Here is a 23,907-nt window from a genome sequence, read left to right as displayed (position 1 = left end):
GGAGTCGCCTGCCCTCTGCTCCAATCAATTGACGTATCTCAAAGAAGTGGAACGTCAAACCACAGTTCAAGGAAAGAAATACACGCAGACTCCTCGAAAATTAACTTCCCATTTTCTTCGTGCAAAGTACAAAAAAGCCTGGAATAAACCAGGCTTTATATTATTTCATAAATTTAATTTGTTACTTACTGATACTCCAGTCCACAAATGCTGTTCCTTCAAGGAACCTTTCCGTATCCATTGCTGCCATACAGCCAGAACCAGCTGCTGTAATAGCCTGGCGGTAAGTAAAGTCCTGCACATCTCCACAGGCAAAGACGCCTTCCACATTTGTTTCTGTCGTTCCAGCTTTCACATTAAGATAACCTTTTTCATCCATATCAAGATGGCCTTTTAAAAAGTCGGTATTAGGCTTATGTCCGATAGCAACAAAAATTCCATCCGTTTCAAACAGTTCCTCTTCGCCTGTTTCATTATTTTTAATTTTTATACCAGAGACTTTATTGTTTTCCGCAACTACTTCCACTGGAGAATAGTTCAGCTTCCACTTGATCTTATCGTTTTGCTGTGCACGCTCTTGCATAATTTTAGAAGCACGCATTTCATTGCGTCGATGAACAATCGTTACTTCAGAAGCAAATTTCGTTAAGAAGGTTGCTTCCTCCATCGCAGAATCTCCGCCACCGATCACGACTATTTTCTTGCCGCGGAAGAAAAAGCCATCACACGTAGCACAGGTACTAACGCCACGGCCCATGTTTTCACTTTCCCCAGGAATTCCAAGCATTTTAGCACTTGCACCTGTAGAAATTACAACAGCCTGTGATTCAATTTCCCCCAGATTATCAACCTTTAGTTTAAAAGGCCGGTTGGATAAATCAACGTCAGTGACCCAGCCTTTGTGAATTTTAGCTCCAAAACGCTCTGCTTGTTTTCTCATATTTTCCATTAATTCAGGACCCATGATTCCATCCGGGAAACCAGGGAAATTTTCCACATCTGTTGTCAGCGTCAATTGCCCACCTGGTTCTGGTCCTTCGATAACCAACGGTTCCATATTTGCACGGGCAAGATAAATGGCAGCTGTTAGTCCAGCAGGCCCTGTTCCTACAATAACTGTTTTATACATCTTATCCATCCTCCTTCATTCATTATATGTTTTTCCTAATTAAGCCGATTTAAACCATCTACTCTCTTCTTTGCCTTGAAAATAGATAACATTATTTTCCGGGAGTATCCTACTACAATCATTATAGTATATATAATACTCACCTTGAATTTTCCTGCTTAAATGTTTTTATCCATTTTATTTTTCTTTTTCGACAAAGCTTGTTAAAATAAGTAGATGTCCTTGTTTGTTACTGTTTAATGTGATGTTTTTTGTTATTAGAGGTGATAAGAAATGAATCCGATTATAGAATTTTGTATAAGCAATCTTGCAAATGGTTCTTATAAAGCAATGGAGATGTTAGAAGAAGATCCTGACTTTGATATTATTGAATATTCCTGTCTAAGCCATTGCACGCTTTGTGCAGAATCCATTTTCTGTTTAGTCAACGGAGAAAGAGTTACAGGTAACACACCTGAAGAACTCGTTGACAACGTTTATCAATTTCTTGAAGAAAATCCTATGTTCTAAAAAATACAACCTGTCGTAGGTTGTATTTTTATTTTCAAAGGCTTTGAAATCGAAAAGAAAACCAAAAGTCTTCCCCAATTTCTTTTTCTGAGCTAATAACATGTTGGAAGCCTTCTTCATCAACTGTTACCCAATAATCTTCACCTTCCAGAAACGCAGGATAGATATTTCCTTTTTTAAAAAGACATTTTGGCCTTACGTGTTCAATATATGTTTCATGTTCTTTATAAACGTCCCTTATGCATTTTACTAACTCCACTTTTCCAATCCCTTTCTTAACGATTTTGTACAACACAAAAATAAATAAAACACTGTTCAAGGATAGAGAACAGTGTTTAACTAACTTTATGCCATCCAGTTAGGCGGCGTATTTTTATCCCAATAAATTTTTCCTAAATCATGGTGGGATTCGAAGTTATCGGATGCTTTGTGGTAATGAAAGTTAAACCAGTATCCATCCTGGGGCGGATGGTCTCTTCTAACATGGAAACGAAAAATATCTCTTCCTGACCTGCCATCATAAAAATGGAGAATCTTTTCCCCTGTCCCTCCAGCAGGCTTTGTTGAGACAATTACATGCCTCAGCATTTCTTCATCCATCTCATCGGTTAAATTGTTCATAACCAACTCTATCTGAGGTAAAATAGTATCTAAATATTGGTCTCCTACCTGGTCTGCTATGTAAGTACCAAACTTCTGAATTCCCTGTACTTCAGCTTCCCGTACGGCAAAATCTACAAAAGTAGGCGCTAACTCGTTATAGTCAGTCAAAGCTGAAGCAATTTCACTCCAGGGAGTAAATATACTGGTATCTTTGTTTTGATCGGAATCTAAATCTGGTAAACTGATTTCATCGTCATTTAGAGACAGGCCTTCTGAGAGGTCTTGTCCTTCATTCGAGTTTATATAGTCTGCCTTAGATTTTTCAGTTTCAGAATATAGGTAGTTTGTTGGAATTACTGTTCCAAGTGTAACGATAGCGATAAATATTACAAATATTTTTCTGATCCAGAGTGGCATTAGCTTTCTCCCTTTCAGATTTTATACACTATATTTTCTCATGAAAGCTACAGAAATGCCAGTGCATCCAAAAATATTCATACATTTGTGAAAAATGAACTAAAAGGTTCTAAGAAAACAAAGTTAATACATATTTTAATGAGTTCTTTTTATTCGCCTAAAAATACAGGCTTGATCGTTTCTTCTAAAACCTCCCCATCTCGATTATAAACATGATAACCCATCGCAGTTGGTCGAGAACTTACCGTTTCATAGAGATCGTTTCCTTTAAAATGGAAAGCCACACCGTCATCAGCAGCAAGTCCACGGGTAACTTCCCTATTCAGAACAAGGTCATGGAAGGATGGCCTTCTGTTTTCTTCTCCATCATAGTGTGGACAATTGCTTCCTGGCAAAAAACCCAGACAGTCTAGCTTTGATAGGGATCCACTAAAAGAATCTGTTATACCTTGCTCGAACCAGCAGATCGACCCCGCACTTAGCCCGGCAAGTATAACTCCTGATTCCCATGCTTCTTTTAAAGCCACATCAAGCCCCCACGCTTTCCATAAAGTAAGCAGGTTAAAAGTATTACCTCCACCTACATAAATTACATCTTTTTCAAGGATGAATTCTTTTAAATCAGAGACATGTGGTTTAAACAACGATAAGTGAGACGGTGTGCAATCCAGCTTATTAAAGGATGCGTAAAATCGGTTGATGTAATTTTCAGAATCTCCGCTGGCAGTTGGTAGAAAACAAACTTTTGGGGTTGTCCTGTGAGTCTGCTCAAGTATGTATCGATCCAATAAGAGGTTTTCCGGTTCCATTGAGAATCCACCGCCACCCATGGCGATTATTTGCTGACTCATTTAAATTCTCCTTTTCCATTGAAATATCAGTTAAATGTTCTACGGATTCTGCTCCAATCCTTTTTTCATGAGAAACCATGATAAATAACGTTTCATAAAACAACATGATTCCTCAAAAAAAGATGGACAAAAGTCCATCTAAAAAATCAATATTGAGGATTTAACAACGTTCCTGTTTTGGTTATTTCTTTTCTGGGATGTTTATTTCCTATGCTTCGACCAGGCTTTCTGGAAAACTTTAGGACGTCCATTTTTTTATATTCCCTAATACCCGCAGCTTCCTTAAGCAACTGATCTTCAACATAGTGGCGTTTTCTTTTCATCGTAATCCCTCCCAGTAAATGTTGGACAACATATACCCTTTACTAGAAAATATAAACTGAATACTTTTTACTAATCCTCTAACGATTCTTTCTGTGGTTTTTGCTTAGTTAGAAACTAAATGTATTCATGAGTTGGCGTCCCTATGATTAAAAAAAATTAGCTAACTAATCGTTTATGTTCCCCCGGAGAGTGTTTATACTTTTTTCGGTTAAGTTCCGGTAGTATGATCCCTAGCAAAATAACAACTACTCCAACCCATTGAAGAAATGTTACCCTTTCTCTGAGTAAAAGACTTGAAGCAAAAATAGCCATTGGCAATTCTGCTGCCCCCAGGATTGCAGCCATTCCCCCACCGATTTTAGGGACTCCTGTGGTGAATAATACTGTCGGAACAACAACTCCTAACAAAGCTAAAAGACCGCCCCAAAGCATAGTATCCATATTGATCCCCATCATAAATGAAGGCGGATAGACTAGGAGAGTTATAACCATACCGCCGCTCGAAAGTAAACTCCCTCTTACCCATGGATTCAACTCTATTGAAATACTGCCGCTAAATAAAATGAACAGGGAGTAGCATAGTGCTGCCCCGAGTCCAAGTAAAATTCCAATCAGAGAAAATTCCTGTATGCCAGTTCCATGGATACCGCTTGCTAAATAGGTTCCTGCCATCAGCAGGATAAGGGCAAGAATTCTCCCTTTTGACGGCCTTTGTCTTTTCCAGAGTGATTCAATTAGTACTCCTATCCATGTAAATTGAAATAACAGAATAACCGCAAACGACGCATCTACAAACCGAAGAGAATTATAATAAAAAATCCCGGTCAATCCCGTAGTTGCACCTACGAACAAAAGTAAGCAAGCTTCTTTCAATGAGGAGCGTTTATTGGAAGTAAATACCGTAATCATCCACAGTAAAAGAACTCCTATTACCATCTGGCTCCCTACTACTTCATCTACCCTGAGTCCATCGTTATAAGCTAACTTTACTATAGTTGACAGTACCCCATAACAGCAAGCACCAAGAGAAACCATCATTATATAACGCATGATTCCCCAACTCCATTGCCATTGCCAAGCTTGATTTTGTAGCTAGAAGTGAAAAACTTTCCGCTATCGAAAGATTTTTCATAAAAAGATAAGTTGCCGATTCGGTCGATAAGGATCACGGTATTTGCCCTGGTGCCGTATCTTTCAGATTTAATAAAAACAGGGGATAAAATCCTTTCCCATTCCAGGCCTACCCCTGTATCAGGCAAATCCTCGTCGTTCGGCTTTTCTCCATCTAATAAAAGCTGAAGGAGCCCGTCAATAGTCACAGGATCCGCTGAAGCCAGATAATCAGACAGGGCGGATTTTATCTTTCTGACTTTGGGCCATGGCGTATCAAGCAGATGATTACTTAATCCGTAAATTCCCGGCTTCACTTTTTGCGATTGCATAGAACAGTTTGAAAAGTACCATAGATCATCCAAACTTCCTGCGATAATATTGTATCCATTATAGTTATCCGCAGATGCCTCTAAACAGGCTATGTATTCAGAAATCTTCTGGGTTCCAGTCAAAAAGCCAGAGACCAAATCACCTCTGGATGTAGATTTCTGTATTTCTCCAGGCTTACGATAATTCGTTAGAGCAGAAAACCGACCACTTGTGGTCACTCCCAGCCATGTTCCATTCTTTTCTAAATCCCTGCCGGCTAATACATATGGATAGTCCTTCCAAAAATGGGCTCTGGCAGTCGGCCGGTGGTATACTTCATCGCGATTCGATATTAAAATCAACGGATAGTCAGGATGTACTTGATAAGCAAACGAAAGCAGGCACATCGATAGCACACCTTTCACTGTAGTAGCAGTTTATCTTTCAGTTCCACTGGATATTATTTCAAAACCAACAGAAAAACGCAACAGAGAAGTCTGCTGCGTTTATTAGCTTTTTATTTTACTTCCGCTTTTTCATGCTTTTCCTTTTTCTCAAGGCAGGTTTCAGAACAGCAATGCTGAAGTTCCTTTTCACAGTTTTCACAAACGATATGAAGAAGGTCACATTCGACGTTGGCACAATTTATATACTGCTCAGCCGGAGTTCCACAGTGATAACACTTGCCAACTACTCTAGCATCTTCTGTATGATTAATATCTACTGCAAGGCGATCATCAAAAACGAAGCATTTTCCATCCCACAGCTTCCCTTTCACATCAGGATCTTTCCCATAGCTCACGATCCCGCCGTGCAGCTGTGAAACGTCTTCAAACCCTTGATCAAGCAAGTACCCCGAAAACTTCTCACATCTGATACCGCCAGTGCAATAGGTCAATACCTTCTTGTCCTTTTTGTCACCAAGGTTTGTCTCGATCCATTCCGGCAAGTCCCTGAATGCTTTGACATCCGGGCGGATCGCGTTCCGGAAATGGCCGATATCATATTCGTAATCGTTTCTTGCATCGATCACAATCGTATCTTCATCCTGAAGAGCTTGATAAAAATCTTCTGGCTCCAGATACTTGCCTGTTTTTTGATTTGGATTTATATCATTATCAAGCTTAAGCGTGACGATTTCACTTCGCGGGCGCACATGCATCTTTTTGAACGCATGACCTTCCGCTTCGTCTATTTTAAACCAGAGATCCTCGAACCTCGGATCTTCATGCATTTTTTCCATGTATTCATCAGTCTGTTCCACTGTTCCAGAGACAGTGCCGTTAATCCCTTCTTTTGCAACGAGGATTCTTCCTCTCAATCCAAGTTCTTTACAAAACTTAAGATGCTTTTTTGCAAAATATTCGGGGTCTTCAATCGGAACGTACTTATAGTAAAGCAGTACCCGATATTGTTTAGCTTTTGATCCCATATCAAACGCCAACCACCTTTTTTTATATTTTATTCAGTATAATAATTTACCCTATCCTTAAGGTGTTGTAAAGTTACTTGAAATAATCCTGCTTAAGAACATTTAATTCTTGCAGGGAACGTTTAGACCAATCACTGCTATCTGCTTCTAGCTTTGATATTTGCTTTCCGAGTGCGTCCCGTAAAGATTCGTTATAGTCGGGAACATTCCCATCATACGGTTTTAAAGCCGAAAAGGGTACAAGTGTTTTTTCATAGCAAGCAAGCGCTTTTCGCTGATGGAACATTGGCACGTCAACCTTTCGCGGATTATGAAGGTCTCCCTGTGCAGGATGCTTCAAAACAGCCAATACTTTTACAACTGCCTGTGTCGGCTTAACTTCTATCACTTCCCCTATATATTTGCCAGTTTTTTTATGGGCCACCACTAGTTCTCCAGTTTTATACTTTATTTCTTCCATATCATTGTCCTCCCCCGTTTAATACTTTTTCTTAGCATATCAAGAATAGCTCAAAAAAACACTTCCCAGGAATGAGAAGTGTCTTTAGCGGGCGAAAACATGTTTATCTATTTTTTTGATAGTTGGACGAGTTCGAATCCACTCTGATGTAGCAGTTTTGGGATTATAATAGAACAATGCGCCGTCAGTCGGATCCCACCCTTTAAGGGCAAGGTAGACAGCTTTATATGCTTCACCGGTAGGCTTCTTGTTGAACTGGCCATCAGCAACCGCTGTATAGGCTCTTGGTTGGTAGATAACATCTTTTAAATTATCTGGAAAACTCTGTGACTGTATACGATTTAATGTAACAGCTGCAACAGCAGCTTTTCCCTCAAAAGATTCTCCTCTTGCTTCTCCATGAACAAGTTTTGCAAGCATTTCGATTTCCTTAACTGAATATGTTGTGCCTATTATTTGCTGCCAGGATTGGTAAGCAGACAATTCAACTTTTTTTGGTTCTATAATTTGTGCGATTGCTACTTCCTCTTTTGTATCATAATCATTCAAATCATTTTCTTCTTTAAAATCAAGCTGATTAACAATTTTTTGCGTTTCTTTAATTTCTGCATCTACCTTGTTAACTTTTACGACCGGTCCGTTTGCTTCTGCAAGATTATGATTCTTATATATAAAAACAGAAACCATTACAATAAAACTTAAAAATAGTAAGAGAGCTTTTGACAATGCTTTTTTCATTTCGTTATTTCCCTCCTTAAGAGATAAGGCAGGCAGGCTACCCATAACCCTAAAGGACAAAAGAGGATAAAACAATAGGAGTGTAAAGGAAGGAACGCCATTATTTCCCACAACTGAAAAACAGCGGTCTATTTTCAACTTTCCATTCATACGTTTTTAATGATTTATATCGCAGGTCTAAACAGGGAGTGAATGTGTTGAATCAAACGGAATATATCAAAACTGCCATTTATGAACATCGCTTTTGGCTTCAGATACTTGGTGATCATTCAAGATTTATCCATTCAGCGCTCGCCCCTAACGAAAAAGCTAATGTAAAACAGGCGAAGCAATTCATCGTGTTGTTTGACCAATTATTAGAAGATTCAAGGAAGTCCGTTAACCATCAATCTCTCCTGGAACTAAGTAAGAAAGCTTATGATGCGGCCGGCCGGTTAAGGGAATATAAGCTTGCGATCATTCGAAATTTGTTAATCGGAAAACTTTCTATTCATCTTACCGCTGTTTTTTTGAATCATATGGTAAATGAACTGGACGAATACATTAGAATTCTCTCTTACTTAGTTCATGAAAAAGCACCTCCAAAGCAGCATGAAGTACATCATCATTTGCTCTGGCTGCTTGATGCAGCAGGCCATGCAGGCGCCATTTCAGATTCCATGAATCGAACCGAAACAAAACTTAAAACAAAAAGCCTTCATTTTACACAGCAGTTTGAACACTTTTACCTAAAAGCAGTAGAAATAGCCGGATTTCTAAGGGCGAATCTAAACGACTTTCCTGTTCTGGAACGCTTCAACGAAAGCGTGAACATCGAAATGAAAATCTTTAAGACTTTTTTAAGAGAACTAGAAGAAATGGGACTCAGCAAGCAACTGTTATCAACGCTTACTCCCCTGATGGCTGACCATATGGCACGTGAAGAATGCTATTATCTTAATAAGTTAGCGGACACTAGCACGGTTTCTCCTCCGGGCTGCGATCCTACAAAGCCCAGAGTTACCGGCTAGTTTTTTATTCATGCTATTCAGGGTATACTACAGGTAACTTTTGCTAAGGTAAGGTGTTTTTATTTTATGGAAAAAGCTGTTTTTCTTGACCGAGATGGTGTAATCAATGATCATGTTCGATATGTTAATACTCCTGAAGATTTAATATTATTTGAGGAAGCCGGGGATGCAATAAAAAGATTAAACGACCATGGTTTCAAAGTGTTCGTTGTCACAAATCAAGGCGGTGTCGGACTGGGGTTTATGAAAGAAGAAATGCTTCAGAATATCCACGATAAAATGATCACAGAACTAAAAAAAGACGGCGCGGTTATAGATGATATCGCCTATTGCCCTCATAAACCTAAAGCAGGGTGTGCCTGCCGAAAACCGGAGGGAAAAATGATCACAGACCTTGCGGGAAAATATAAAATAAATCTCAGTGAAAGTTATATGGTGGGAGACAGGGACACCGATATCCTGGCCGGCAAGAAGGCTGGAACCAAAACTGTTTTTATCGGAAAATATGAACCAGGAGCAAATCACTCAACAAAGTCAATCGGTTCAGCTGTAGATTGGATCTTAGACAATACCGACAAAAAATAATAATTCTGAAAGAAAGCCGTGTTTTAACGGCCTTTTTTGTAAGAATCCATACTTCAAGCTTGAGCCAGGTGGTGGTAACTCAAGAATTAATCTTTCCTATTCTTTCGAGGTATCGATAGTTCGGATGCATTTTAATCAATTCTGAAACCGTTATAAACCGATACCCCTTTTTCTCTAAGGCAGGGATGATCTGCTTAAGCGCTTCAACAGTCTGCCGCCTGTTACCACCATAGTCATGCATAAGAATGATATCGCCGTTTTTGACATTTTTGACAACTTTTCTAACGATTTTATTAACACCCGGTTGCTTCCAATCATAAGTATCCTGGTGCCAGGACCACATCACCACAGTATATCCTTCATTGTTTGCCGTGCTTATGATCGTGTTGTTATAGAATCCGCCCGGCGGCCTGAACAGAACTGGATAGTAACCAGTTAGATCGAATATGGCTTTCTTTGTCTTTCTTATCTCGTCTCTGATTTCAACTTCTGTCAGTCCTCTGAAATTTGGATGATCGTAAGTATGGTTGGCCAGTTCATGGCCAGCTTTTACTTGCCTTTTTACGATATCCGGCTGGTCAATCAGCCTCGAACCAACAACAAAGAAGGTCGCTTTTGCGTCATACTTCTTTAAAACATCAAGAATTTGAGGTGTGTATTTTTCACTCGGGCCATCATCAAATGTAATTGCCACTACTTTTTTCTCAGTCGGAACTTCCCAGATCGCTCTTCCCTGTTTTTCAAAAAAATATCTATCCTCCTTCACCGGATTAGCGTTGGTTTCTGAAATAAACAACATCATTGATAGAATTCCCGCAAAAAAAGCAAGGCACTTTTGTTTATAATCCAAAGGAAGACCCCCTTTCCATATTCCTTAGATAGTATTAGATTTTTATTTATTATTGGTTTATACGGCCATGTTTATTTGCTCAAAATAAATACCGGTCGATCGACCGGTGGCAGTTGTTATTTCAAAGCCATTCCTGCAAGCACATGGAGAGTTAAATCATCAACAGGCGGATTATGCAATCCTGCTCTTACATCACGATAGTAACGTTCAAATGGAAAATCTTTTGATAAACTCCTTCCGCCAACGATTTTCATGGAAAGGTCTACAGCTTTGATCGCTGCATTCACAGCTACATGCTTAGCTGCAAAGAGTTCTCCCGCCATCGCAATCCTTTTTTCTTTATCCTCGTCCCACTTTTTAGCGATTGAATAAAGTGTATGCCTTCCGGTGATAAGCTCAAGCTCTAGTTCACCTATTTTAGACTGAATATGCGGAACCTCGCTGATCGGATGAGGCAAACTATTTGGCTGATAAGATTTTGCAAATTCGATTGCTTCTTTCCTTGCTGCGAGTGCAATGCCCACATATACGGGGGGAATATGCAATAACCATGCAGGAGGTAGCCCTTCTTTTCGTTCCTTATCATACGTTTCCACGAGAGTGGCTTCTACGTTTTCCAGAATCAAATCATCGCTTCTCGTTCCACGCATGCCAAGTGTATCCCATTTTTTTTCTAATGCTATACCTTCCTGGTCTGCTTTCACTAAGAAATCCGCAATATCTTCCGTTCCCTCAATCGTTGCTTTAACGATAATATGATCAAGTGCATCCCCAAACGTTGTATAGGTCTTCTTTCCATTAAGAATCCATTTTCCATTAGGATTGGATGCTGTTGTTGCTGGTACTCCTCCTCTTGTTGGATCGCCTGTCTCAGGTTCAGTTTGCGCTCTGTTAAGGAAAGCATTTTGTTCTACAATCTGTAAGCACAATGATTTAAATGTCTCCTCATCCCAGGTTCTACGGTCTCTAATATCCATCAATACTCCCAGGTGCCATCCAAAGCCCAGCGCTGTTGCAGCATCTCCCTGTGCAAGCTGTTCTAAAACCAAAACAAGCTCATAAAGGGAAATTTCTTCTCCCCCATACTCCTCAGGAACAGCTAACCCAAGAAATCCGGCTGATTTAAGCATATCGATATTCGCAAAAGGCAACTGGGCGTCCTGGTCGATGCGTGCTGTATTTTCCTTAAACCGCTCAGCCAGTTCTTTCGCCCGCTTTACAAGCTTTTCTTGCCTTTCATTTTTTATGAAAGAATCCACTATCTTCCTCTCCTTTTTCTGTAACATTTCACCATAATAGAAAGCCCCCTAAAAATGGGAGCCCTTTAAAGATTGAGCAGTTTTTCCAATTGTTCCTGATTAAAACCAGTAACCACTTCTTCTCCGATCACGATGGTTGGCGTTGACATAGAATTATAATTTTTCACCATTTCATTAAGGGCGTTTTTATCTTCCTTCACATTATAAGAAGTAAAGTTTACATTGTGGTGGGTTAAAAATTCTTTAACGATCTGGCAAGGCGGGCAGCTTGGCTGTGTATAAACAATCACTTTTTTATCAGTCACTTTTATCACCTCTTAGTATTTAAACTCGCCTTTCTTTCATTTTCAAACATACCAGTACCACCATTATCTTTCAACAAATATAAACCAGCTATGTTTCTTCATGTTATAAAGGGGAATTTAATTACTATAACGAATATTACAATACAACGAAACCTTTTTAAAAGGACTTTCGTATAAAAGTATACAATTAAAACTTCCAGTGATTTATAGTTAAAAAAGGAGTGATTCTAATGGCTTCCAATACTTCTGAAGAAACTAACCAAATAAATAAGAAAACGAAAGCAATAGAACTTCTAAAGCATATCGATGACAACAATGATACAGAAAAAATTCTCCAGGCTCTATCGGGATTAGGAGAAGATGCGCAAAAAAAAGCAGGCGAGTCTCTCGAAGCTTTAAAAAGGCCTGTAAAAGAAATGCTGAATCAACCTAACAATGAGTTGCCAGATAATCTTCATAAACTGCGTGACCATGTATCTGAGCTCGAACCGGTTCATTTAAAGAAAAGTAAAATGTCTTCGCTTTTAAACCGCCTTATGGGCCGAAATGAAGTTGAAGTTTATGCAAAGAAATATAAGACTGTTGAAGCCCAAGTGGAACAAATTGTTGAAGCGTTGCTTACAGGAAGAGACAAGCTCCAGGAAGATAATGTGATGCTGGAGCAACTAAAGGAAGTTGCGAAAGAGAGAATTGACGGCCTTGAAGAACAAATCGACCTCGGACAAACGTTAATGGAAATGCTTGATGACAAAATGGCAGAAGATGAATGGAAAGAAAACCCTCTTCCATTACAAAAAGCACAGCAAAAAGTAGTAACACGCGTAAAGAATATGTCACAGGCGGTCATGGTTCTTCGACAATCGATGGCTTCGGTTGATATTATTACCGAAAACAACGACAAACTAGAAGAAGCGATCTTCAACGCAGTAACGATGACAAAAAACATTATTACGGTCTCTGCTTCGATCCAGCTTGCACTTGGCAACCAGAAAAAAGTTATCGATGCCGTTCAGAATGTCAACAAGGCAACAGAAACCATGCTGCTCAGAAATTCTGAAATGCTTAGGACGAATACGGAAGAAACTCTAAAAACGCTCGAAGAACCTGCGATTGCAATCGAATCTTTTAGAAAGGCATACGATGATGTGTTCGAAGCGATAAAGTTAACCGAACAATCGAATGATCGTATCGTTGAAACAGGCAAAAAGTTTGTCGAAGAGCTGGATCAGCTTAATAAAGAAATGCGGACAAAACTATCCGGATCTTCCCTATATAATGAAAAAATTGAAGAAAAAGCATCAGAATGAAGATAAGGAAGTGTTTTGATGGTGTTCTTAGAAGAAAATTATTATCCGCCCTGGATTGAAAAACTGCTCCCTTCAAGGTATAAAACTGTGGAAAAGGAACTGATGGATGACCAAAGTTCCCAACACCTTCTACAGGAAACGGAAGCCTTTTTGGATGAACTGATTAATAACGCCCGAAATAATGAGGTACCTGACAATCGTAAATGGAAGAAAAAACTGAAAGGATACACGGTTACCGTACGAGTATCCAAAAGATTCATTGCTGTCCAGGGCATCGATACGTCTAAAGCTTCTACCCATATAGGTTCGCATCTTAAAAAAAAGTTTTTTATCGAATGTTACCGAAAGTTCATCCATTCTAAAAACGGCACTGGTAAATGCAGAAAATCGATCATCATGTTTAATGATCGAGGACGTATCTTTAAACGGAATATTAAACGGTCACCATACTTTCAAGGTATCTTTTATAAAATAACCCTCCTTGATGATACATTGATTGATAACTTAACTGATAGGAAAAGTTCTATCCACAGTTTATCAACGGTAAATTCGAATGAACCTTTAAAAAAGGAACTGGATCGATTATACTTTCATCATTATCATAATCTCTCCCTTGAAGCTTCTATTCAGGGTAGGGTTGAAAGAATGATGTCGATCACAAAGCAACTGCTGCCCGATTTTGATCTGTTTGACCTTGAAGAAAAGCATGAGATAAGAAGAATTATCAGGGATGACCTTCCGTCTCTTCTTCATACCTATCTTTCCTTAAGCATTGAAAATCAGACAAGACAAAAGGAATCTGTTTTTGAAGCTTTATGCCAGATGGAGCTTACGCTGCATAACCATCTTGATACTTTGGAAGGAAAAAAGGTCCAGAGAATTCAACAGCTGTTAAAACTGAACAAGATAAGGTACGACAAAAAATAAAACTCAAACGGCCAACCTTCATGCAGGCCGTTTGAGTTTTTATCAATTAACTGCTTCTTCTTTTTCAAGCTGTGCTAAACGATTTTGTACTTCTTCCTCTGAAAGGTTATGTTCTTTTACATAACGGTTCCTCGGATGTACGCGGCATTCATGCGAACATGAACGAAGATATTTATGCTCATTTTCCTCAGAAGCAAGGATCTGCTCGTTGCATTCCGGATTGGCACAGTTTACATATCGCTCACACGGTTCGCCAGTAAAGTAATCTTTACCTACTACCACATGCTCCTTACGGTTGATCGGGACTGCAATACGCTCATCGAACACATAGCATTGGCCGTCCCAGAGCTCGCCCTTGGCTTCTTCGTCTTTTCCGTATTTCACAATACCGCCGTGTAGCTGGGCAACATCTTTAAATCCTTCTTTTACAAGGAACCCGGAGAACTTTTCACAGCGAATACCGCCTGTGCAATAAGTCATGATCGTTTTCTCCTTTTGGTCAGCAAGGTTTTCCCTAACCCAATCCGGAAGTTCTTTAAACGTTTTTATATCAGGTCTGATAGCTCCCCGGAAGTGTCCAAGATCATATTCATAGTCGTTTCTTGCGTCCAGGATGATCACATCTTCACGTTGCAGCCATTCTTTCCATTCTTCCGGCTCCAACCGCTTCCCAGTTATTTCATTCGGGTTAACGTCATCTTCCAGACGAAGTGTGACCACTTCATTACGCGGACGAACAAAGAGTTTCTTAAATGCATGTTCTTCCGCTTCATCTATTTTAAAATCAATGTCCGAGAAACGAGGATCGCTCGTTAATTCTTCGATATATTTTTCCGTTTGTTCCACTGTACCGGAGAGTGTTCCGTTGATTCCTTCTTCGGCCACAAGGATTCTTCCCTTTACGCCAAGCTCTTTACAAAAAGCAAGGTGCTTAGCTGCAAATTCCTCATAGTCCTCGATTTGTACATACTTGTAGAACAACAAGACTCTGTAAGGCATTTCTTTACTCATTTTGTTACCACCTATCTTCTTATATTTTGCAAGAATATAATGAAGTCACGTAACTGAGTCCATATTCAATTCTTACCCAATGAATTATTATAATATATTTTCCTCGAATTGCAACTTTAACACACTTGTTTTTCGAAACTGTGAAGGAGAAACTCTTTGCCCTACTGGCAGCTCTTTTTCATTGTGGTCATGATTAGAGCCTAAACCTTTCGATAAACTTTTCTTTTCAATAGGGAAAGAATGTGCAGCTCTTTGAATAGAATCTTACAAAAACGAATTGGAGCTGTAAGATATGGTAACTGTTAGGCCCCTGAATGTTGAGCTTGCTCTTTTCCTGGCGATCTGTTGTAAGAAGACATATGTACAATTTAAGAACGATGGCATATTTACGGTACCGGACGGCTTTAGATTAGTTACTCCCATTAAAGCACAGACAGGAAACACACCTGAGTGGTTCGGGTTTGTCATGGAGTCGGATAGCGAAGTTGTGCTTGCGTTCCGTGGCACCCAAACGGACCCTGATTGGATTGCTGATGCGGATGTTGGACAGGAAAGATTTCCTTTTACTAATGGAGCAGGTTTAACACATAGCGGTTTTACTTCTATTTATAAAACTTGCCGGGAACAAATTTTCCGAGCCTTTCGTTCCGTATCGCCTTTTAAGAAGCTATACATAACCGGGCACAGTCTGGGAGGTGCACTTTCTGTCTTAGCTATCCTTGATATTGTTTCGAACGCTCACTTTGATTTTCCTGTTATGATGAACTTCGGAGCGCCAAGAACGGGAAATCCAAGATTCACAACTGTTTATGACTGGCTGGTAGATCGCAGCTTTCGCGTGGTAAACACCCATGATATCGTACCTATGCTCCCCCCTAAAAAAATCCGCTCTCTAACATCGGATAAAACCTGGTATTACAGCCATTTAAAAGGAGACCACCGCATCTCAATACAGACTGGCAGCATAAGAGGAAACCATTCCATCAACACGTATATTAAGGCATTAAAACATTTAAAAGAAACTCGCCGATTGTAAGCACGCAGGTAGAAACAAGGCTATTGAGCGACTTTCTGCGGAGTTACTCTTTTTTATAAAGCAAATAGTTGACGTCATTAATACATCATCTCTTATAGAAATTTTTTCAGCTTAGGAAAGACTTTTAGAGCCGTATTATAAAAAACATCTTCATGATACTCTTGAGGAATTAGTCCTTTAACAAATTCAATATACGGTTTTACGGGGACGAGTGGCCAATCGGTACCGAACAAAAACTTTTTGTAGTTGTCCGTAAAAGCAAGCGCATGGCGAAGGTGATCAAAAAAACGCTCTGAGTTGTCGTACCGGGAGATGTCACTCCTCGTACCGACGATAAGTCCTGATAAATCTGCATAAACGTTAGGGTTCTTATATAGAACTTCGGCCCCATCCAGCACCCATGGATCACCTAAATGAGCCATCATAAAAGTGATATTTCGATTAAAGACAGCAACCTCATCAACGGTGAGTGGATGTGAATATTTTAACAATCCTCGCTCGGAATACGTATCTCCTGTATGGAAGACAACCGGAAGCTGATGCTTTTCAGCCATTTCGTATACAGGTTTATATACATCATCATAAGCATAAAAAGGATAATAACCCAGATAAATCTTAATTCCTACCGATTCCGGCTTACTCAATGTTACATCCAGTTTTTTAAGGTTATCCTTTTCAAGTTTATAAGGATTGATGCCGGGACAGCACAAAATTTTTGATGGAACTGTACTTTCCAGATCAAGTCCCATCGGAGTTTCCCCTTCCCGGTCAGGAAATCCTTCGTTAACTTCGGTTACCCCCATTCCGATTCCGAGGACAACGTTCGATTGCTCATATTCAGATAGGATCCCAGACGAACTATATTCTACATGTGATAGGCTTTCAGCTGTTTCTTTAAAACTGTTTATATTTGAAAAATGCAAGTGCGCATCAATGATTTTCATCCTTTTAACTCCAACCTTTCGTTCTGTTAAGTGAATTCCCAAACGGATTTGCCATTGCTATACGAAAATCTGGGTATCAACAAATTGAAAGGCCGGCTATGAAAGCCAGCCTTTCAAAAGCTGAACCCGTGACGCTAGAACCTGATTGATGCAAGGTCTTTTAATGTGTCTATCGGAAATGCTTTCTCATTGAACACAAAGAAAACTGGCGGCAAAGAGACAATATCTCTCGGAGCAAGATTGATTTTTCTACCCACACTTATTTGAATAACTTGCTTGTTTACATAGGTTCCAAGAGCCGCATCGTCCTGGTCTGTAACAATTTGAAGAATGTCCGGTTTTGTATCTGAACCGATGGTAAAACCTTTTGTAGCATCAAGTTCGACTTCTCCTTTCCCTCCGTGCACTTTCAAGGATCTGCCAGCTTCGTTGACCGTTTCCAACCAGCTATTGGACATCCTCTGGTCAGGTTTGAAGAAGCCATCCATATACCAATCTTTAAAAAGGAAGATTTCCGGAGACCGTTGTTCTACGACCACATAATGGCATACCACCGGTGAGCCAGGAAGAAGGAGGTAATATTGATGAAAAGTAAGGCCCCTGTATTTTTCATTCTTTTTTAACACCGTTGTCAGCTTTATACCTTCCCATTGATTGTTCAACTGATCGCTCTTTACCTATCCCGTCTTTTTTACTATGATATTAATTATAGCGAACAGCCCGATGGTTGTAAACGGAATTTTCAAATTATTTTACTAACTTTTCCAGAATAGGCAGTACATCGAGCAGGCCATCTATTTCACCATCGTTCTCATAACAATCTTCCCAGTCTCCGCTTTTTTTCCAGATTGCTTTCATCCCTGCCTGTTTTGCACCCTCTACATCATTGAACGGGTGGTCTCCTATATATAAGCACTCGGAGATATCACAATCGAGCAACTCAGCTGCCCTGCGGAATATTTGGGGATCCGGCTTTTTAACCCCTTCGGTTTCAGATATTAAAATAATTTCAAAAATTGTTTCGATACCGAGCGATTTGATTGAAGGTAGTTGTGTTGCTTCCCTGCCGTTAGTTATAATTCCCAGTTTATACTTATCTCCAAGCCGATGAAGCAATTCTTTCATGCCTGGATAAGGAACGCTGTACTCGCTGTAACGATCCAGGTAGTCATCAAGCAGCTCTTGTACTTCGAGTGAAGTGACATTAAATTCTTTTAGCAATTGTTCGTATACTGTATCCTTCCATACATACCCGTTGGCGTCCAGTTGTTCAAAACGCTGGCAAAACGTTTGTTTATCCACTTTATGAAAGGCCGGATACCGATCAAACTGAGCGGCTATGAAACGTCTAATCGTTGACATACGATCCAACAATGTTCCATCAAGGTCAAACAATACAGCCCTGACGTTCACCGTTCTATCCCCATAAGATTATGTTTTCTTTTTTGAATAGTTAGTAATTCATTGCAGAGAACAATCATTTCTTCCCCATGGGCTGTTGCATTACTAGTTTCTACTTCTGTAAGAAGTTCTGTATTCTTTCCCCGATAATACAGCGCCTTTTCTATCTGTGGCTTAAATGGCCACTCACTATGTGATAAGGCGTACAACCCTGCTTTTCTTTTTGTAGTGATAGTCTCCTCTTCAAGAGAATAGTAGATCCGACACAGGGTAAGAACAGCCTCTGCAAATGTTTTCGAGTCAACCCTGACAGGTATTTTTTTGAATGCGTTCTTCCAATATACGTTTAGATTAAAATCAAATGTGGACAGGACATCTTCCCACCTCGTCGGTATAGATACTCGCTCACCAGCAATTACCTTAGCGGTAGTCTTCATTATGTACCATGTCACATGATTAATATCCCAATAACCAGACCTTACAAATTTCCCATCATGAGTATACGGATAAGGCATCATTTCATCGTTGGTTTTTCCGATATTCTGTTCAGTAATATACATTCCATCCAGTTTCTTCGCTATTTTGTACTCGTGTGACAGATGATCGTGGCTTTCTTTTAGTAAATCCACATCAGAATTTGAAATGCAGTTGGATAGGATGGTAACAAAATCAATATCGCTTGTATCTGATTCATATTGGCCAAGCGCTATGGAACCATACAAATATGTTGCTTTATACTTCATCCCCAACGTATCTTTCATAAGATCACAATATTCATCTAATAGTTTTTCTGTTTCTTCTGGCAACTGCTTCATTATTTATCACCCCGGTTTAAACAATTCCACTTATATGTATATTTTCCTTTTTTACTACCCAAACTGGTACAACGGCATGAAGCCATTATTTTAAGATGTTGAAAAAAGTTTGCTAGTGAGGGGATTTAATGGAATCGACAGTATGGTTAACAAAAAGCAATGCAGCTGACTTTATTGGAAAAGCAGTTTTGTTTACTACCGCTTCAAAAGGGGACTATGCAGGTATACTTATCAAGGTAAATACAGAAACAAGAATTCTAAAGTGTACGGTTAAAATCACAAGAGTATTAAAATATCCTAACCTCATCGCTTATAATAATTCCATTCAGGATATCTTTCCACATGAAAATCAGGAGGAAATTGAGCTATGGGGTACCAAACTGAAGCCAGTTGATGCAACACTTGAAGATTACGATTACTCTCTAAAGCAGGCATTAAAAGAGGAAATTGAGCGATTGGTTGTGCTGATTGAAAAAAATGATAGCTTTTTAACGAATAATCACGCTATCCTTGATGAGCTTTCGATTCGATATTCGGGATTAGATAATGAAGTACAGTTTAAAAATAAACCTATCCGTCAATCGATATAATGGAAGACACGTCTACCATTACTACGATTCAAAAAAAAAGCCCTGCAGCGAGGGCTTTCTCTTAATTCGGCAGGCCAGAAAGAGGCATTTCTGCAGCATTTAGTGCTTCTTCAGGTATGTTGATCTCTTTAATTTCGTTGTAGTCAGAATAATCCATGCTCATCTCAACTGCTATGTTACCTGTTTTACCCTCTGCAGTAAGCAACATTTCCATTACCATTTTCATTTCTTTTGGAAAGTAAGACTCCTTATCAACCACAAAATCGTACGAAAGGTTTTGAACATTCATTTTTGATAAGATTTCTTCTGGCATTTCTGCTCCGGTTCCCATCTCAGCAATCGTTTCCTTTATGAGTTGTTTGAACTTATCTCCAGAAGCTGTAAGATGCAATAAATATTCTCCATCTTTTTCTTCTAAAGAGAAATCATCAACGTAGTTCTTTAATTCTTCCAATTGATTTGCAGGGTTGGACTGTTTTTTATCCATGCCACCGAATTGTGCCATCATTTTTTCAGGCAACTTTATCCACTTACTTGTCTGGGGCTCTTTCATATAAAATCCTTCATCATTAAAGTATGTAATCATTTCCTCGGTCTTTCCCATTATGTCCATCTTCATTTTCTGCATTCCGGCCATTGGATCAACGATGACCTTTCCTTCCAGCTGGGTATCCAGGATCATTTTCTCCCCGTCCGGTGCTTCCATCGTTTGTTCAATGCTACCTGACATCGCAAAGCTATTCAGTTCTTTGGAGGCTTCTTCAGCATTTTTAAAAACCTCTGCTGCATCGATCCCCTGTTCCACATTCACTGTTCCGCATGCTGCCAGTATACCTGCAAGTAATAAAGCCATAATCGTGAGACGTATCTTTTTCAAATGGTTCCCCCCTCAATTTTTTCCACTCTAATATGTAATACGAGGATAACTTACAAAAAGTTTCATATTTGGATAAATATTGGGGAAGCCAGAAGGGAATCTCCTTCCCTTCTTTTTTATCAACCTGTCAATCTTTTGATTTCGCCCCGAGCTTATTACCCAACAATAGGAGAGACTGGTTTATTCGCCAGATATAATACATATGGTGGAGAAGATCATTTTGTTCAGGAAACAAGCGTTCGACATGTTCACGTTCGCTCCTGAGATGATAGAGCCTCTTAGCAGGTGCCTGTATATGGATTAACTCCTTTAACGTAGAAATATTATGATTTATTTTTTCCTCAATTGCAGGAAAAAGCTCTTCTATTTCCTTTTGATTGGTAAAGTGCTTTTTATAAGAGGATGCGACTAAATGTTTCGCATAATAGTTAATTGCAGTAAAAAGGGTGATCCAGCTGGACAATTCAGCGTTTCTTTTAGCACCGGGCTGCCGAAGCATAGGTTCTGATTGGTCCTTAATGGCCTGGATTTTTTCATCGAGTTGAAAAGCACTATCAGCCAGTTTTTTGATACTAGTCGCTTCATTATTAAAACTCTTCAAATATTGACTTACATAACTTTCTAACTCGTCCAAATAATCTATAAAGGTCTCCGAGATCTTATCCTTTGTTCTTGTCGGAAATAAAAAGGCTGCTACCAATAGGGAGATTGCTGCTCCTGCAAAAGTATCGATTACTCGTGCTCCCAGGAGAGAAAAACTTATTCCTCCTAGCAACAAATCATACATAAATGCGATGAGCATCGTGATAAAAACACTCATTATCGTATAAGAGACAGCCAGTAGGTAGAACGCGAAAAAAAGAAGTAAAAACAGTAAAAGAATTTCTATCTCAGAATAACCTGAAATCATTTTTGCCAGTCCAAAGCCTAAGATCGCCCCGATCACAGTTCCGATAGATCGCTGCAAACCCTTTAAATAAATACGGCCAACAGATTCTGTGCCGATCAGTATAATAAACGAAGTAAGGATTACCCAGTATGGCTGCACAGGAGAAATGATAAATCCGACAATAAGTGCGAGTATACCGCCTGCAAGTGCTTGAAAAGCTTTCTTGGTCGATGGCTTGAGACCATCCTCCTCGTTGTCTTTTTCTTCCTCTTCTCCTTCTTGAGCCGTTTTTTTATCTTCTTCTTTTATTTTAGGAGGCTCAGCGTTAAGAGCCTGCTGGATTTGCAAACCTCCTGTTGTGACATGCGTCGCGATCGACTCGATTCTTCTTAGTAAGTAAAGGTAGCCACCAGACAGCATCGTTTGTTCTGCAAAAAGGGTTTTGATCAATTTGCGTAGTTCAAGCGTCGCCTTCTGTGCACCAATTAAATACTCCGGCTGATACTGATTGTTTAACACCTCCGCTTTTCGAAGTGATGTGATTACTTTGATTATCAGCTCCCTTATCGATTCCTTTTCAAATGCTTTATCTTTTTTCAAGCGCTGTAACGACTCCGCTAACGTTTCTACCAGCATCGCGGTATCAAAAACATATAGTTTTAACTGGGAGCTTGTTAGACCTGGCCATAGTTCCTTTACGTCATGCACATTTAAGTCAGATGACACATGGTTAGCGTACTGCCTGAGTTTATCCACGTTATAGTTTAGTTTGTTTAACCTTGACTCTTTTGTTTCGGGGTCTTGAATGATCTCTATGAGAATCTGAAAGGTAAGGTTAGCCTGAATATGAAAGGACCGCATGCTTCTGCGAAGCAACTGCGCGGAATCTTTGAAAAGAACAAAGTTAATTAAGTATGCAAAAGCTACTCCTATTGCGATGCCCATATAAAAGTAAGGAAATTGCCCTGCTTTCAGTTTTAGAAAAGCAGAGAAATATACTGTCATGAACCCGATCATTCCAAGTGAAAAATAACGGCTTCCAAATTTAGTGAAATAAAAAGCGCTGAATAATATAGTTACCATCAACGCACCTACCAGGAAGCTGTTGCTGGCAAGCAAGGATCCGAAGGTAATTCCTAAAGCAGCGGAAACCCCAAGTAAAAGCGTCGTGACTTTCTTCTCTTCTTTTGTATCATCGACTACAACCATTATTCCCATCATACCCGTAATTCCCGCCACAATCGCCGGTTTTAAAGGCGATATTCCTGCCACCTTTAAAAACAATATAACTGCAGTAACGGATGATAGTAAACTAATAACAGCCTTTCCAGCCTGGTTTAGCCTCTTTCGGCCAGGGTCCGAAGCCAGCAATCTCCCCAGCCAGTGAAACTTTAAATGTAAAGGCGACAATTGACATCATCCTTTTAAATATCATTTTTATTTTTTGCTCGAAAGTTTAATTGTCTCTATGCATCTATTTTCCCCTTATCTCTTTAAAACAATCGTTTAAAGTAAACAGAAAAAAAGGTATTTCCTAATGGCCAGGAAGTACCTTTTTAACTAGCTTCAAAGAGAACGGACGTTTAAAAACAAAGTCTATTACTCTTGTCCCTATAAGCTGGGCTATGAATGCCAAAATAATAATTTTCCAATCAATCACAAATCCTGTAATGATAAAGATAGAACTATTCACAATGAGCATAGCCTGTCCAGGAGAAAACCTGGAATATGTTGCAATTACATGAGCAATAATCGCCATGCCGCCTGAAGAAGCTTTGTTCTTGAATAATATTCCAACTCCGGTTCCGAATAACAATGAGCCTAAAACCAGATCAAGTAAAAGTTGACCAGCAAATAAATGATGGAACGATTCCAATAGAATAACCACAAAAGAGGTAACCGTAACAGAATATATTGTTCGAATTGCGGTTGATAATCCCAATAACGAAAGCGAGACTATCAAAAGCGGAATGTTTAAAAGCCAGAGTGACCAACCATGTGAAATGGATATCCAATACTCTACTAAAATCGCTATCCCTGCAGCTCCTCCAGAAGGAATCGCATGCGGAAAGAGAAACAGGGCCATCCCCGTTCCCTGGATGGCTGCTCCAATCATCAAAACCAGGTATGTTTTTAATAGATTACTTAAATGTGCATTTCGCTCAAGCGTATTTCTAGCTGAATTAGAAATAATCAAAGTGTATAACACCCCAAA

General features: G+C 39.5%; 27 protein-coding genes. 7 read left to right on the top strand and 20 right to left on the bottom strand.

Annotated elements, in window-relative coordinates:
- Nucleotides 1-181: 181 nt before the first annotated feature.
- On the bottom strand, nucleotides 182-1,129 hold the full coding sequence (trxB, locus tag FCL54_RS10435) for a thioredoxin-disulfide reductase (RefSeq protein ID WP_138126074.1): 948 nt from the start codon (nucleotides 1,127-1,129) through the stop codon (nucleotides 182-184).
- A 273-nt stretch (nucleotides 1,130-1,402) separates the two neighbouring features.
- On the opposite strand from trxB, the gene FCL54_RS10430 reads away from it, so the two are divergent.
- On the top strand, nucleotides 1,403-1,639 hold the full coding sequence (locus tag FCL54_RS10430) for a YuzB family protein (protein WP_138126072.1): 237 nt from the start codon (nucleotides 1,403-1,405) through the stop codon (nucleotides 1,637-1,639).
- A gap of 345 nt (nucleotides 1,640-1,984) precedes the next feature.
- Here FCL54_RS10430 and FCL54_RS10420 read toward each other — a convergent pair whose 3' ends face one another.
- The 8 genes from FCL54_RS10420 to FCL54_RS10390 form a co-directional block, all read right to left on the bottom strand.
- Nucleotides 1,985-2,659 carry a YpjP family protein gene (locus tag FCL54_RS10420; RefSeq protein WP_138126068.1) on the bottom strand — a complete coding sequence of 225 codons (675 nt, stop codon included), beginning with the start codon at nucleotides 2,657-2,659 and terminating at the stop codon, nucleotides 1,985-1,987.
- 149 nt (nucleotides 2,660-2,808) lie between these two features.
- Nucleotides 2,809-3,510 (bottom strand): Type 1 glutamine amidotransferase-like domain-containing protein, encoded by a 702-nt coding sequence (locus FCL54_RS10415; RefSeq protein ID WP_138126066.1) that lies wholly within the window; start codon nucleotides 3,508-3,510, stop codon nucleotides 2,809-2,811.
- Nucleotides 3,511-3,656: 146 nt separating this feature from the next.
- A complete protein-coding gene (locus FCL54_RS23940; protein WP_171016774.1) occupies nucleotides 3,657-3,833 on the bottom strand; it encodes a hypothetical protein in 177 nt (58 codons plus the stop codon).
- Nucleotides 3,834-3,990: 157 nt separating this feature from the next.
- A complete protein-coding gene (locus tag FCL54_RS10410) occupies nucleotides 3,991-4,884 on the bottom strand; it encodes an EamA family transporter (RefSeq protein WP_138126064.1) in 894 nt (297 codons plus the stop codon).
- On the bottom strand, nucleotides 4,872-5,663 hold the full coding sequence (locus FCL54_RS10405; protein WP_138126062.1) for an NRDE family protein: 792 nt from the start codon (nucleotides 5,661-5,663) through the stop codon (nucleotides 4,872-4,874). Before FCL54_RS10405 ends, FCL54_RS10410 begins: the two co-directional genes overlap by 13 nt.
- 110 nt (nucleotides 5,664-5,773) lie before the next feature.
- Nucleotides 5,774-6,688, bottom strand: a complete 915-nt coding sequence (gene trhO / locus FCL54_RS10400; RefSeq protein WP_138126060.1) for an oxygen-dependent tRNA uridine(34) hydroxylase TrhO — start codon at nucleotides 6,686-6,688, stop codon at nucleotides 5,774-5,776.
- 73 nt (nucleotides 6,689-6,761) lie between these two features.
- The gene (kapB, locus tag FCL54_RS10395) at nucleotides 6,762-7,148 is read right to left on the bottom strand and encodes a kinase-associated lipoprotein KapB (RefSeq protein ID WP_138126058.1); all 387 of its coding nucleotides are present in this window, start codon (nucleotides 7,146-7,148) and stop codon (nucleotides 6,762-6,764) included.
- An 84-nt stretch (nucleotides 7,149-7,232) separates the two neighbouring features.
- A complete protein-coding gene (locus tag FCL54_RS10390; protein WP_138126056.1) occupies nucleotides 7,233-7,886 on the bottom strand; it encodes a cell wall hydrolase in 654 nt (217 codons plus the stop codon).
- A gap of 194 nt (nucleotides 7,887-8,080) precedes the next feature.
- Between FCL54_RS10390 and FCL54_RS10385 the strand changes: the two genes are divergently transcribed.
- The gene (locus tag FCL54_RS10385) at nucleotides 8,081-8,896 is read left to right on the top strand and encodes a DUF2935 domain-containing protein (protein ID WP_342773872.1); all 816 of its coding nucleotides are present in this window, start codon (nucleotides 8,081-8,083) and stop codon (nucleotides 8,894-8,896) included.
- Nucleotides 8,897-8,962: 66 nt separating this feature from the next.
- The gene (locus FCL54_RS10380) at nucleotides 8,963-9,481 is read left to right on the top strand and encodes a D-glycero-alpha-D-manno-heptose-1,7-bisphosphate 7-phosphatase (RefSeq protein ID WP_138126052.1); all 519 of its coding nucleotides are present in this window, start codon (nucleotides 8,963-8,965) and stop codon (nucleotides 9,479-9,481) included.
- A 79-nt stretch (nucleotides 9,482-9,560) separates the two neighbouring features.
- Here FCL54_RS10380 and FCL54_RS10375 read toward each other — a convergent pair whose 3' ends face one another.
- From FCL54_RS10375 to FCL54_RS10365, 3 genes are all read right to left on the bottom strand, one after another.
- On the bottom strand, nucleotides 9,561-10,283 hold the full coding sequence (locus tag FCL54_RS10375; RefSeq protein ID WP_138126259.1) for a polysaccharide deacetylase family protein: 723 nt from the start codon (nucleotides 10,281-10,283) through the stop codon (nucleotides 9,561-9,563).
- Nucleotides 10,284-10,447: 164 nt separating this feature from the next.
- Nucleotides 10,448-11,590, bottom strand: coding sequence for an acyl-CoA dehydrogenase family protein (locus FCL54_RS10370; protein ID WP_246055204.1), 1,143 nt, complete (start codon nucleotides 11,588-11,590; stop codon nucleotides 10,448-10,450).
- 65 nt (nucleotides 11,591-11,655) lie between these two features.
- A complete protein-coding gene (locus FCL54_RS10365) occupies nucleotides 11,656-11,895 on the bottom strand; it encodes a glutaredoxin domain-containing protein (RefSeq protein WP_138126048.1) in 240 nt (79 codons plus the stop codon).
- Between the two features lie 230 nt (nucleotides 11,896-12,125).
- Here FCL54_RS10365 and FCL54_RS10360 point away from each other — a divergent pair, with 230 nt between their 5' ends.
- Together FCL54_RS10360 and FCL54_RS10355 are read left to right on the top strand one after the other, a co-directional pair.
- Entirely contained in the window at nucleotides 12,126-13,202 is a 1,077-nt protein-coding gene (locus FCL54_RS10360; protein WP_138126046.1) for a toxic anion resistance protein, read from the top strand.
- A gap of 18 nt (nucleotides 13,203-13,220) precedes the next feature.
- Nucleotides 13,221-14,129: a hypothetical protein gene (locus FCL54_RS10355; RefSeq protein ID WP_138126044.1), complete on the top strand. Its 909-nt coding sequence runs from the start codon at nucleotides 13,221-13,223 to the stop codon at nucleotides 14,127-14,129.
- Nucleotides 14,130-14,171: 42 nt separating this feature from the next.
- On the opposite strand, the gene trhO (FCL54_RS10350) is transcribed toward FCL54_RS10355, so the two are convergent.
- Nucleotides 14,172-15,140, bottom strand: a complete 969-nt coding sequence (trhO, locus tag FCL54_RS10350; protein WP_138126042.1) for an oxygen-dependent tRNA uridine(34) hydroxylase TrhO — start codon at nucleotides 15,138-15,140, stop codon at nucleotides 14,172-14,174.
- A 292-nt stretch (nucleotides 15,141-15,432) separates the two neighbouring features.
- Here trhO (FCL54_RS10350) and FCL54_RS10345 point away from each other — a divergent pair, with 292 nt between their 5' ends.
- Nucleotides 15,433-16,176 carry a lipase family protein gene (locus FCL54_RS10345; RefSeq protein ID WP_138126040.1) on the top strand — a complete coding sequence of 248 codons (744 nt, stop codon included), beginning with the start codon at nucleotides 15,433-15,435 and terminating at the stop codon, nucleotides 16,174-16,176.
- 92 nt (nucleotides 16,177-16,268) lie between these two features.
- Here the strand turns inward: FCL54_RS10345 and FCL54_RS10340 are convergent, their stop codons facing one another.
- From FCL54_RS10340 to FCL54_RS10325, 4 genes are all read right to left on the bottom strand, one after another.
- Nucleotides 16,269-17,120: an amidohydrolase family protein gene (locus FCL54_RS10340; RefSeq protein WP_138126038.1), complete on the bottom strand. Its 852-nt coding sequence runs from the start codon at nucleotides 17,118-17,120 to the stop codon at nucleotides 16,269-16,271.
- 134 nt (nucleotides 17,121-17,254) lie between these two features.
- Nucleotides 17,255-17,782 (bottom strand): hypothetical protein, encoded by a 528-nt coding sequence (locus tag FCL54_RS10335; protein ID WP_138126036.1) that lies wholly within the window; start codon nucleotides 17,780-17,782, stop codon nucleotides 17,255-17,257.
- Nucleotides 17,783-17,867: 85 nt separating this feature from the next.
- On the bottom strand, nucleotides 17,868-18,533 hold the full coding sequence (locus FCL54_RS10330; RefSeq protein WP_138126034.1) for an HAD family hydrolase: 666 nt from the start codon (nucleotides 18,531-18,533) through the stop codon (nucleotides 17,868-17,870).
- Entirely contained in the window at nucleotides 18,530-19,336 is an 807-nt protein-coding gene (locus tag FCL54_RS10325; RefSeq protein WP_138126033.1) for an aminoglycoside adenylyltransferase domain-containing protein, read from the bottom strand. The genes FCL54_RS10330 and FCL54_RS10325 overlap by 4 nt, the downstream gene beginning before the upstream one ends.
- 128 nt (nucleotides 19,337-19,464) lie before the next feature.
- Here FCL54_RS10325 and FCL54_RS10320 point away from each other — a divergent pair, with 128 nt between their 5' ends.
- Nucleotides 19,465-19,926: a hypothetical protein gene (locus tag FCL54_RS10320; protein WP_138126031.1), complete on the top strand. Its 462-nt coding sequence runs from the start codon at nucleotides 19,465-19,467 to the stop codon at nucleotides 19,924-19,926.
- A 61-nt stretch (nucleotides 19,927-19,987) separates the two neighbouring features.
- On the opposite strand, the gene FCL54_RS10315 is transcribed toward FCL54_RS10320, so the two are convergent.
- The 3 genes from FCL54_RS10315 to FCL54_RS10305 all read right to left on the bottom strand — a co-directional run bounded on the left by FCL54_RS10315 (nucleotide 19,988) and on the right by FCL54_RS10305 (nucleotide 23,889).
- Nucleotides 19,988-20,803 (bottom strand): DUF6612 family protein, encoded by an 816-nt coding sequence (locus FCL54_RS10315; protein ID WP_138126029.1) that lies wholly within the window; start codon nucleotides 20,801-20,803, stop codon nucleotides 19,988-19,990.
- Nucleotides 20,804-20,930: 127 nt separating this feature from the next.
- On the bottom strand, nucleotides 20,931-23,102 hold the full coding sequence (locus FCL54_RS10310; RefSeq protein ID WP_246055203.1) for an FUSC family protein: 2,172 nt from the start codon (nucleotides 23,100-23,102) through the stop codon (nucleotides 20,931-20,933).
- A gap of 124 nt (nucleotides 23,103-23,226) precedes the next feature.
- Nucleotides 23,227-23,889 carry a YitT family protein gene (locus tag FCL54_RS10305; protein WP_246055202.1) on the bottom strand — a complete coding sequence of 221 codons (663 nt, stop codon included), beginning with the start codon at nucleotides 23,887-23,889 and terminating at the stop codon, nucleotides 23,227-23,229.
- Between the last annotated feature and the right edge of the window lie 18 nt (nucleotides 23,890-23,907).

Source organism: Exobacillus caeni (assembly GCF_005747095.1).
Lineage (GTDB): Bacteria > Bacillota > Bacilli > Bacillales > Guptibacillaceae > Exobacillus > Exobacillus caeni.
Note: the sequence above shows the minus strand (reverse complement) of the source record. Positions and strands in the feature narration are given on the sequence as shown.

What these genes read in the sequence shown, in the direction of transcription:
- FCL54_RS10380 (WP_138126052.1), top strand. Translation starts at nt 8,963, where the DNA reads ATGGAAAAAGCTGTTTTTCTTGACCGAGATGGTGTAATCAATGATCAT.
- FCL54_RS10410 (WP_138126064.1), bottom strand. Translation starts at nt 4,884, where the DNA reads ATGCGTTATATAATGATGGTTTCTCTTGGTGCTTGCTGTTATGGGGTA.
- FCL54_RS10355 (WP_138126044.1), top strand. Translation starts at nt 13,221, where the DNA reads ATGGTGTTCTTAGAAGAAAATTATTATCCGCCCTGGATTGAAAAACTG.
- FCL54_RS10430 (WP_138126072.1), top strand. Translation starts at nt 1,403, where the DNA reads ATGAATCCGATTATAGAATTTTGTATAAGCAATCTTGCAAATGGTTCT.
- FCL54_RS23940 (WP_171016774.1), bottom strand. Translation starts at nt 3,833, where the DNA reads ATGAAAAGAAAACGCCACTATGTTGAAGATCAGTTGCTTAAGGAAGCT.
- FCL54_RS10360 (WP_138126046.1), top strand. Translation starts at nt 12,126, where the DNA reads ATGGCTTCCAATACTTCTGAAGAAACTAACCAAATAAATAAGAAAACG.
- FCL54_RS10375 (WP_138126259.1), bottom strand. Translation starts at nt 10,283, where the DNA reads ATGATGTTGTTTATTTCAGAAACCAACGCTAATCCGGTGAAGGAGGAT.
- trhO (WP_138126042.1), bottom strand. Translation starts at nt 15,140, where the DNA reads ATGAGTAAAGAAATGCCTTACAGAGTCTTGTTGTTCTACAAGTATGTA.
- FCL54_RS10345 (WP_138126040.1), top strand. Translation starts at nt 15,433, where the DNA reads ATGGTAACTGTTAGGCCCCTGAATGTTGAGCTTGCTCTTTTCCTGGCG.
- FCL54_RS10405 (WP_138126062.1), bottom strand. Translation starts at nt 5,663, where the DNA reads ATGTGCCTGCTTTCGTTTGCTTATCAAGTACATCCTGACTATCCGTTG.
- trhO (WP_138126060.1), bottom strand. Translation starts at nt 6,688, where the DNA reads ATGGGATCAAAAGCTAAACAATATCGGGTACTGCTTTACTATAAGTAC.
- FCL54_RS10420 (WP_138126068.1), bottom strand. Translation starts at nt 2,659, where the DNA reads ATGCCACTCTGGATCAGAAAAATATTTGTAATATTTATCGCTATCGTT.
- FCL54_RS10320 (WP_138126031.1), top strand. Translation starts at nt 19,465, where the DNA reads ATGGAATCGACAGTATGGTTAACAAAAAGCAATGCAGCTGACTTTATT.
- FCL54_RS10390 (WP_138126056.1), bottom strand. Translation starts at nt 7,886, where the DNA reads ATGAAAAAAGCATTGTCAAAAGCTCTCTTACTATTTTTAAGTTTTATT.
- FCL54_RS10325 (WP_138126033.1), bottom strand. Translation starts at nt 19,336, where the DNA reads ATGAAGCAGTTGCCAGAAGAAACAGAAAAACTATTAGATGAATATTGT.
- trxB (WP_138126074.1), bottom strand. Translation starts at nt 1,129, where the DNA reads ATGTATAAAACAGTTATTGTAGGAACAGGGCCTGCTGGACTAACAGCT.
- FCL54_RS10415 (WP_138126066.1), bottom strand. Translation starts at nt 3,510, where the DNA reads ATGAGTCAGCAAATAATCGCCATGGGTGGCGGTGGATTCTCAATGGAA.
- kapB (WP_138126058.1), bottom strand. Translation starts at nt 7,148, where the DNA reads ATGGAAGAAATAAAGTATAAAACTGGAGAACTAGTGGTGGCCCATAAA.
- FCL54_RS10340 (WP_138126038.1), bottom strand. Translation starts at nt 17,120, where the DNA reads ATGAAAATCATTGATGCGCACTTGCATTTTTCAAATATAAACAGTTTT.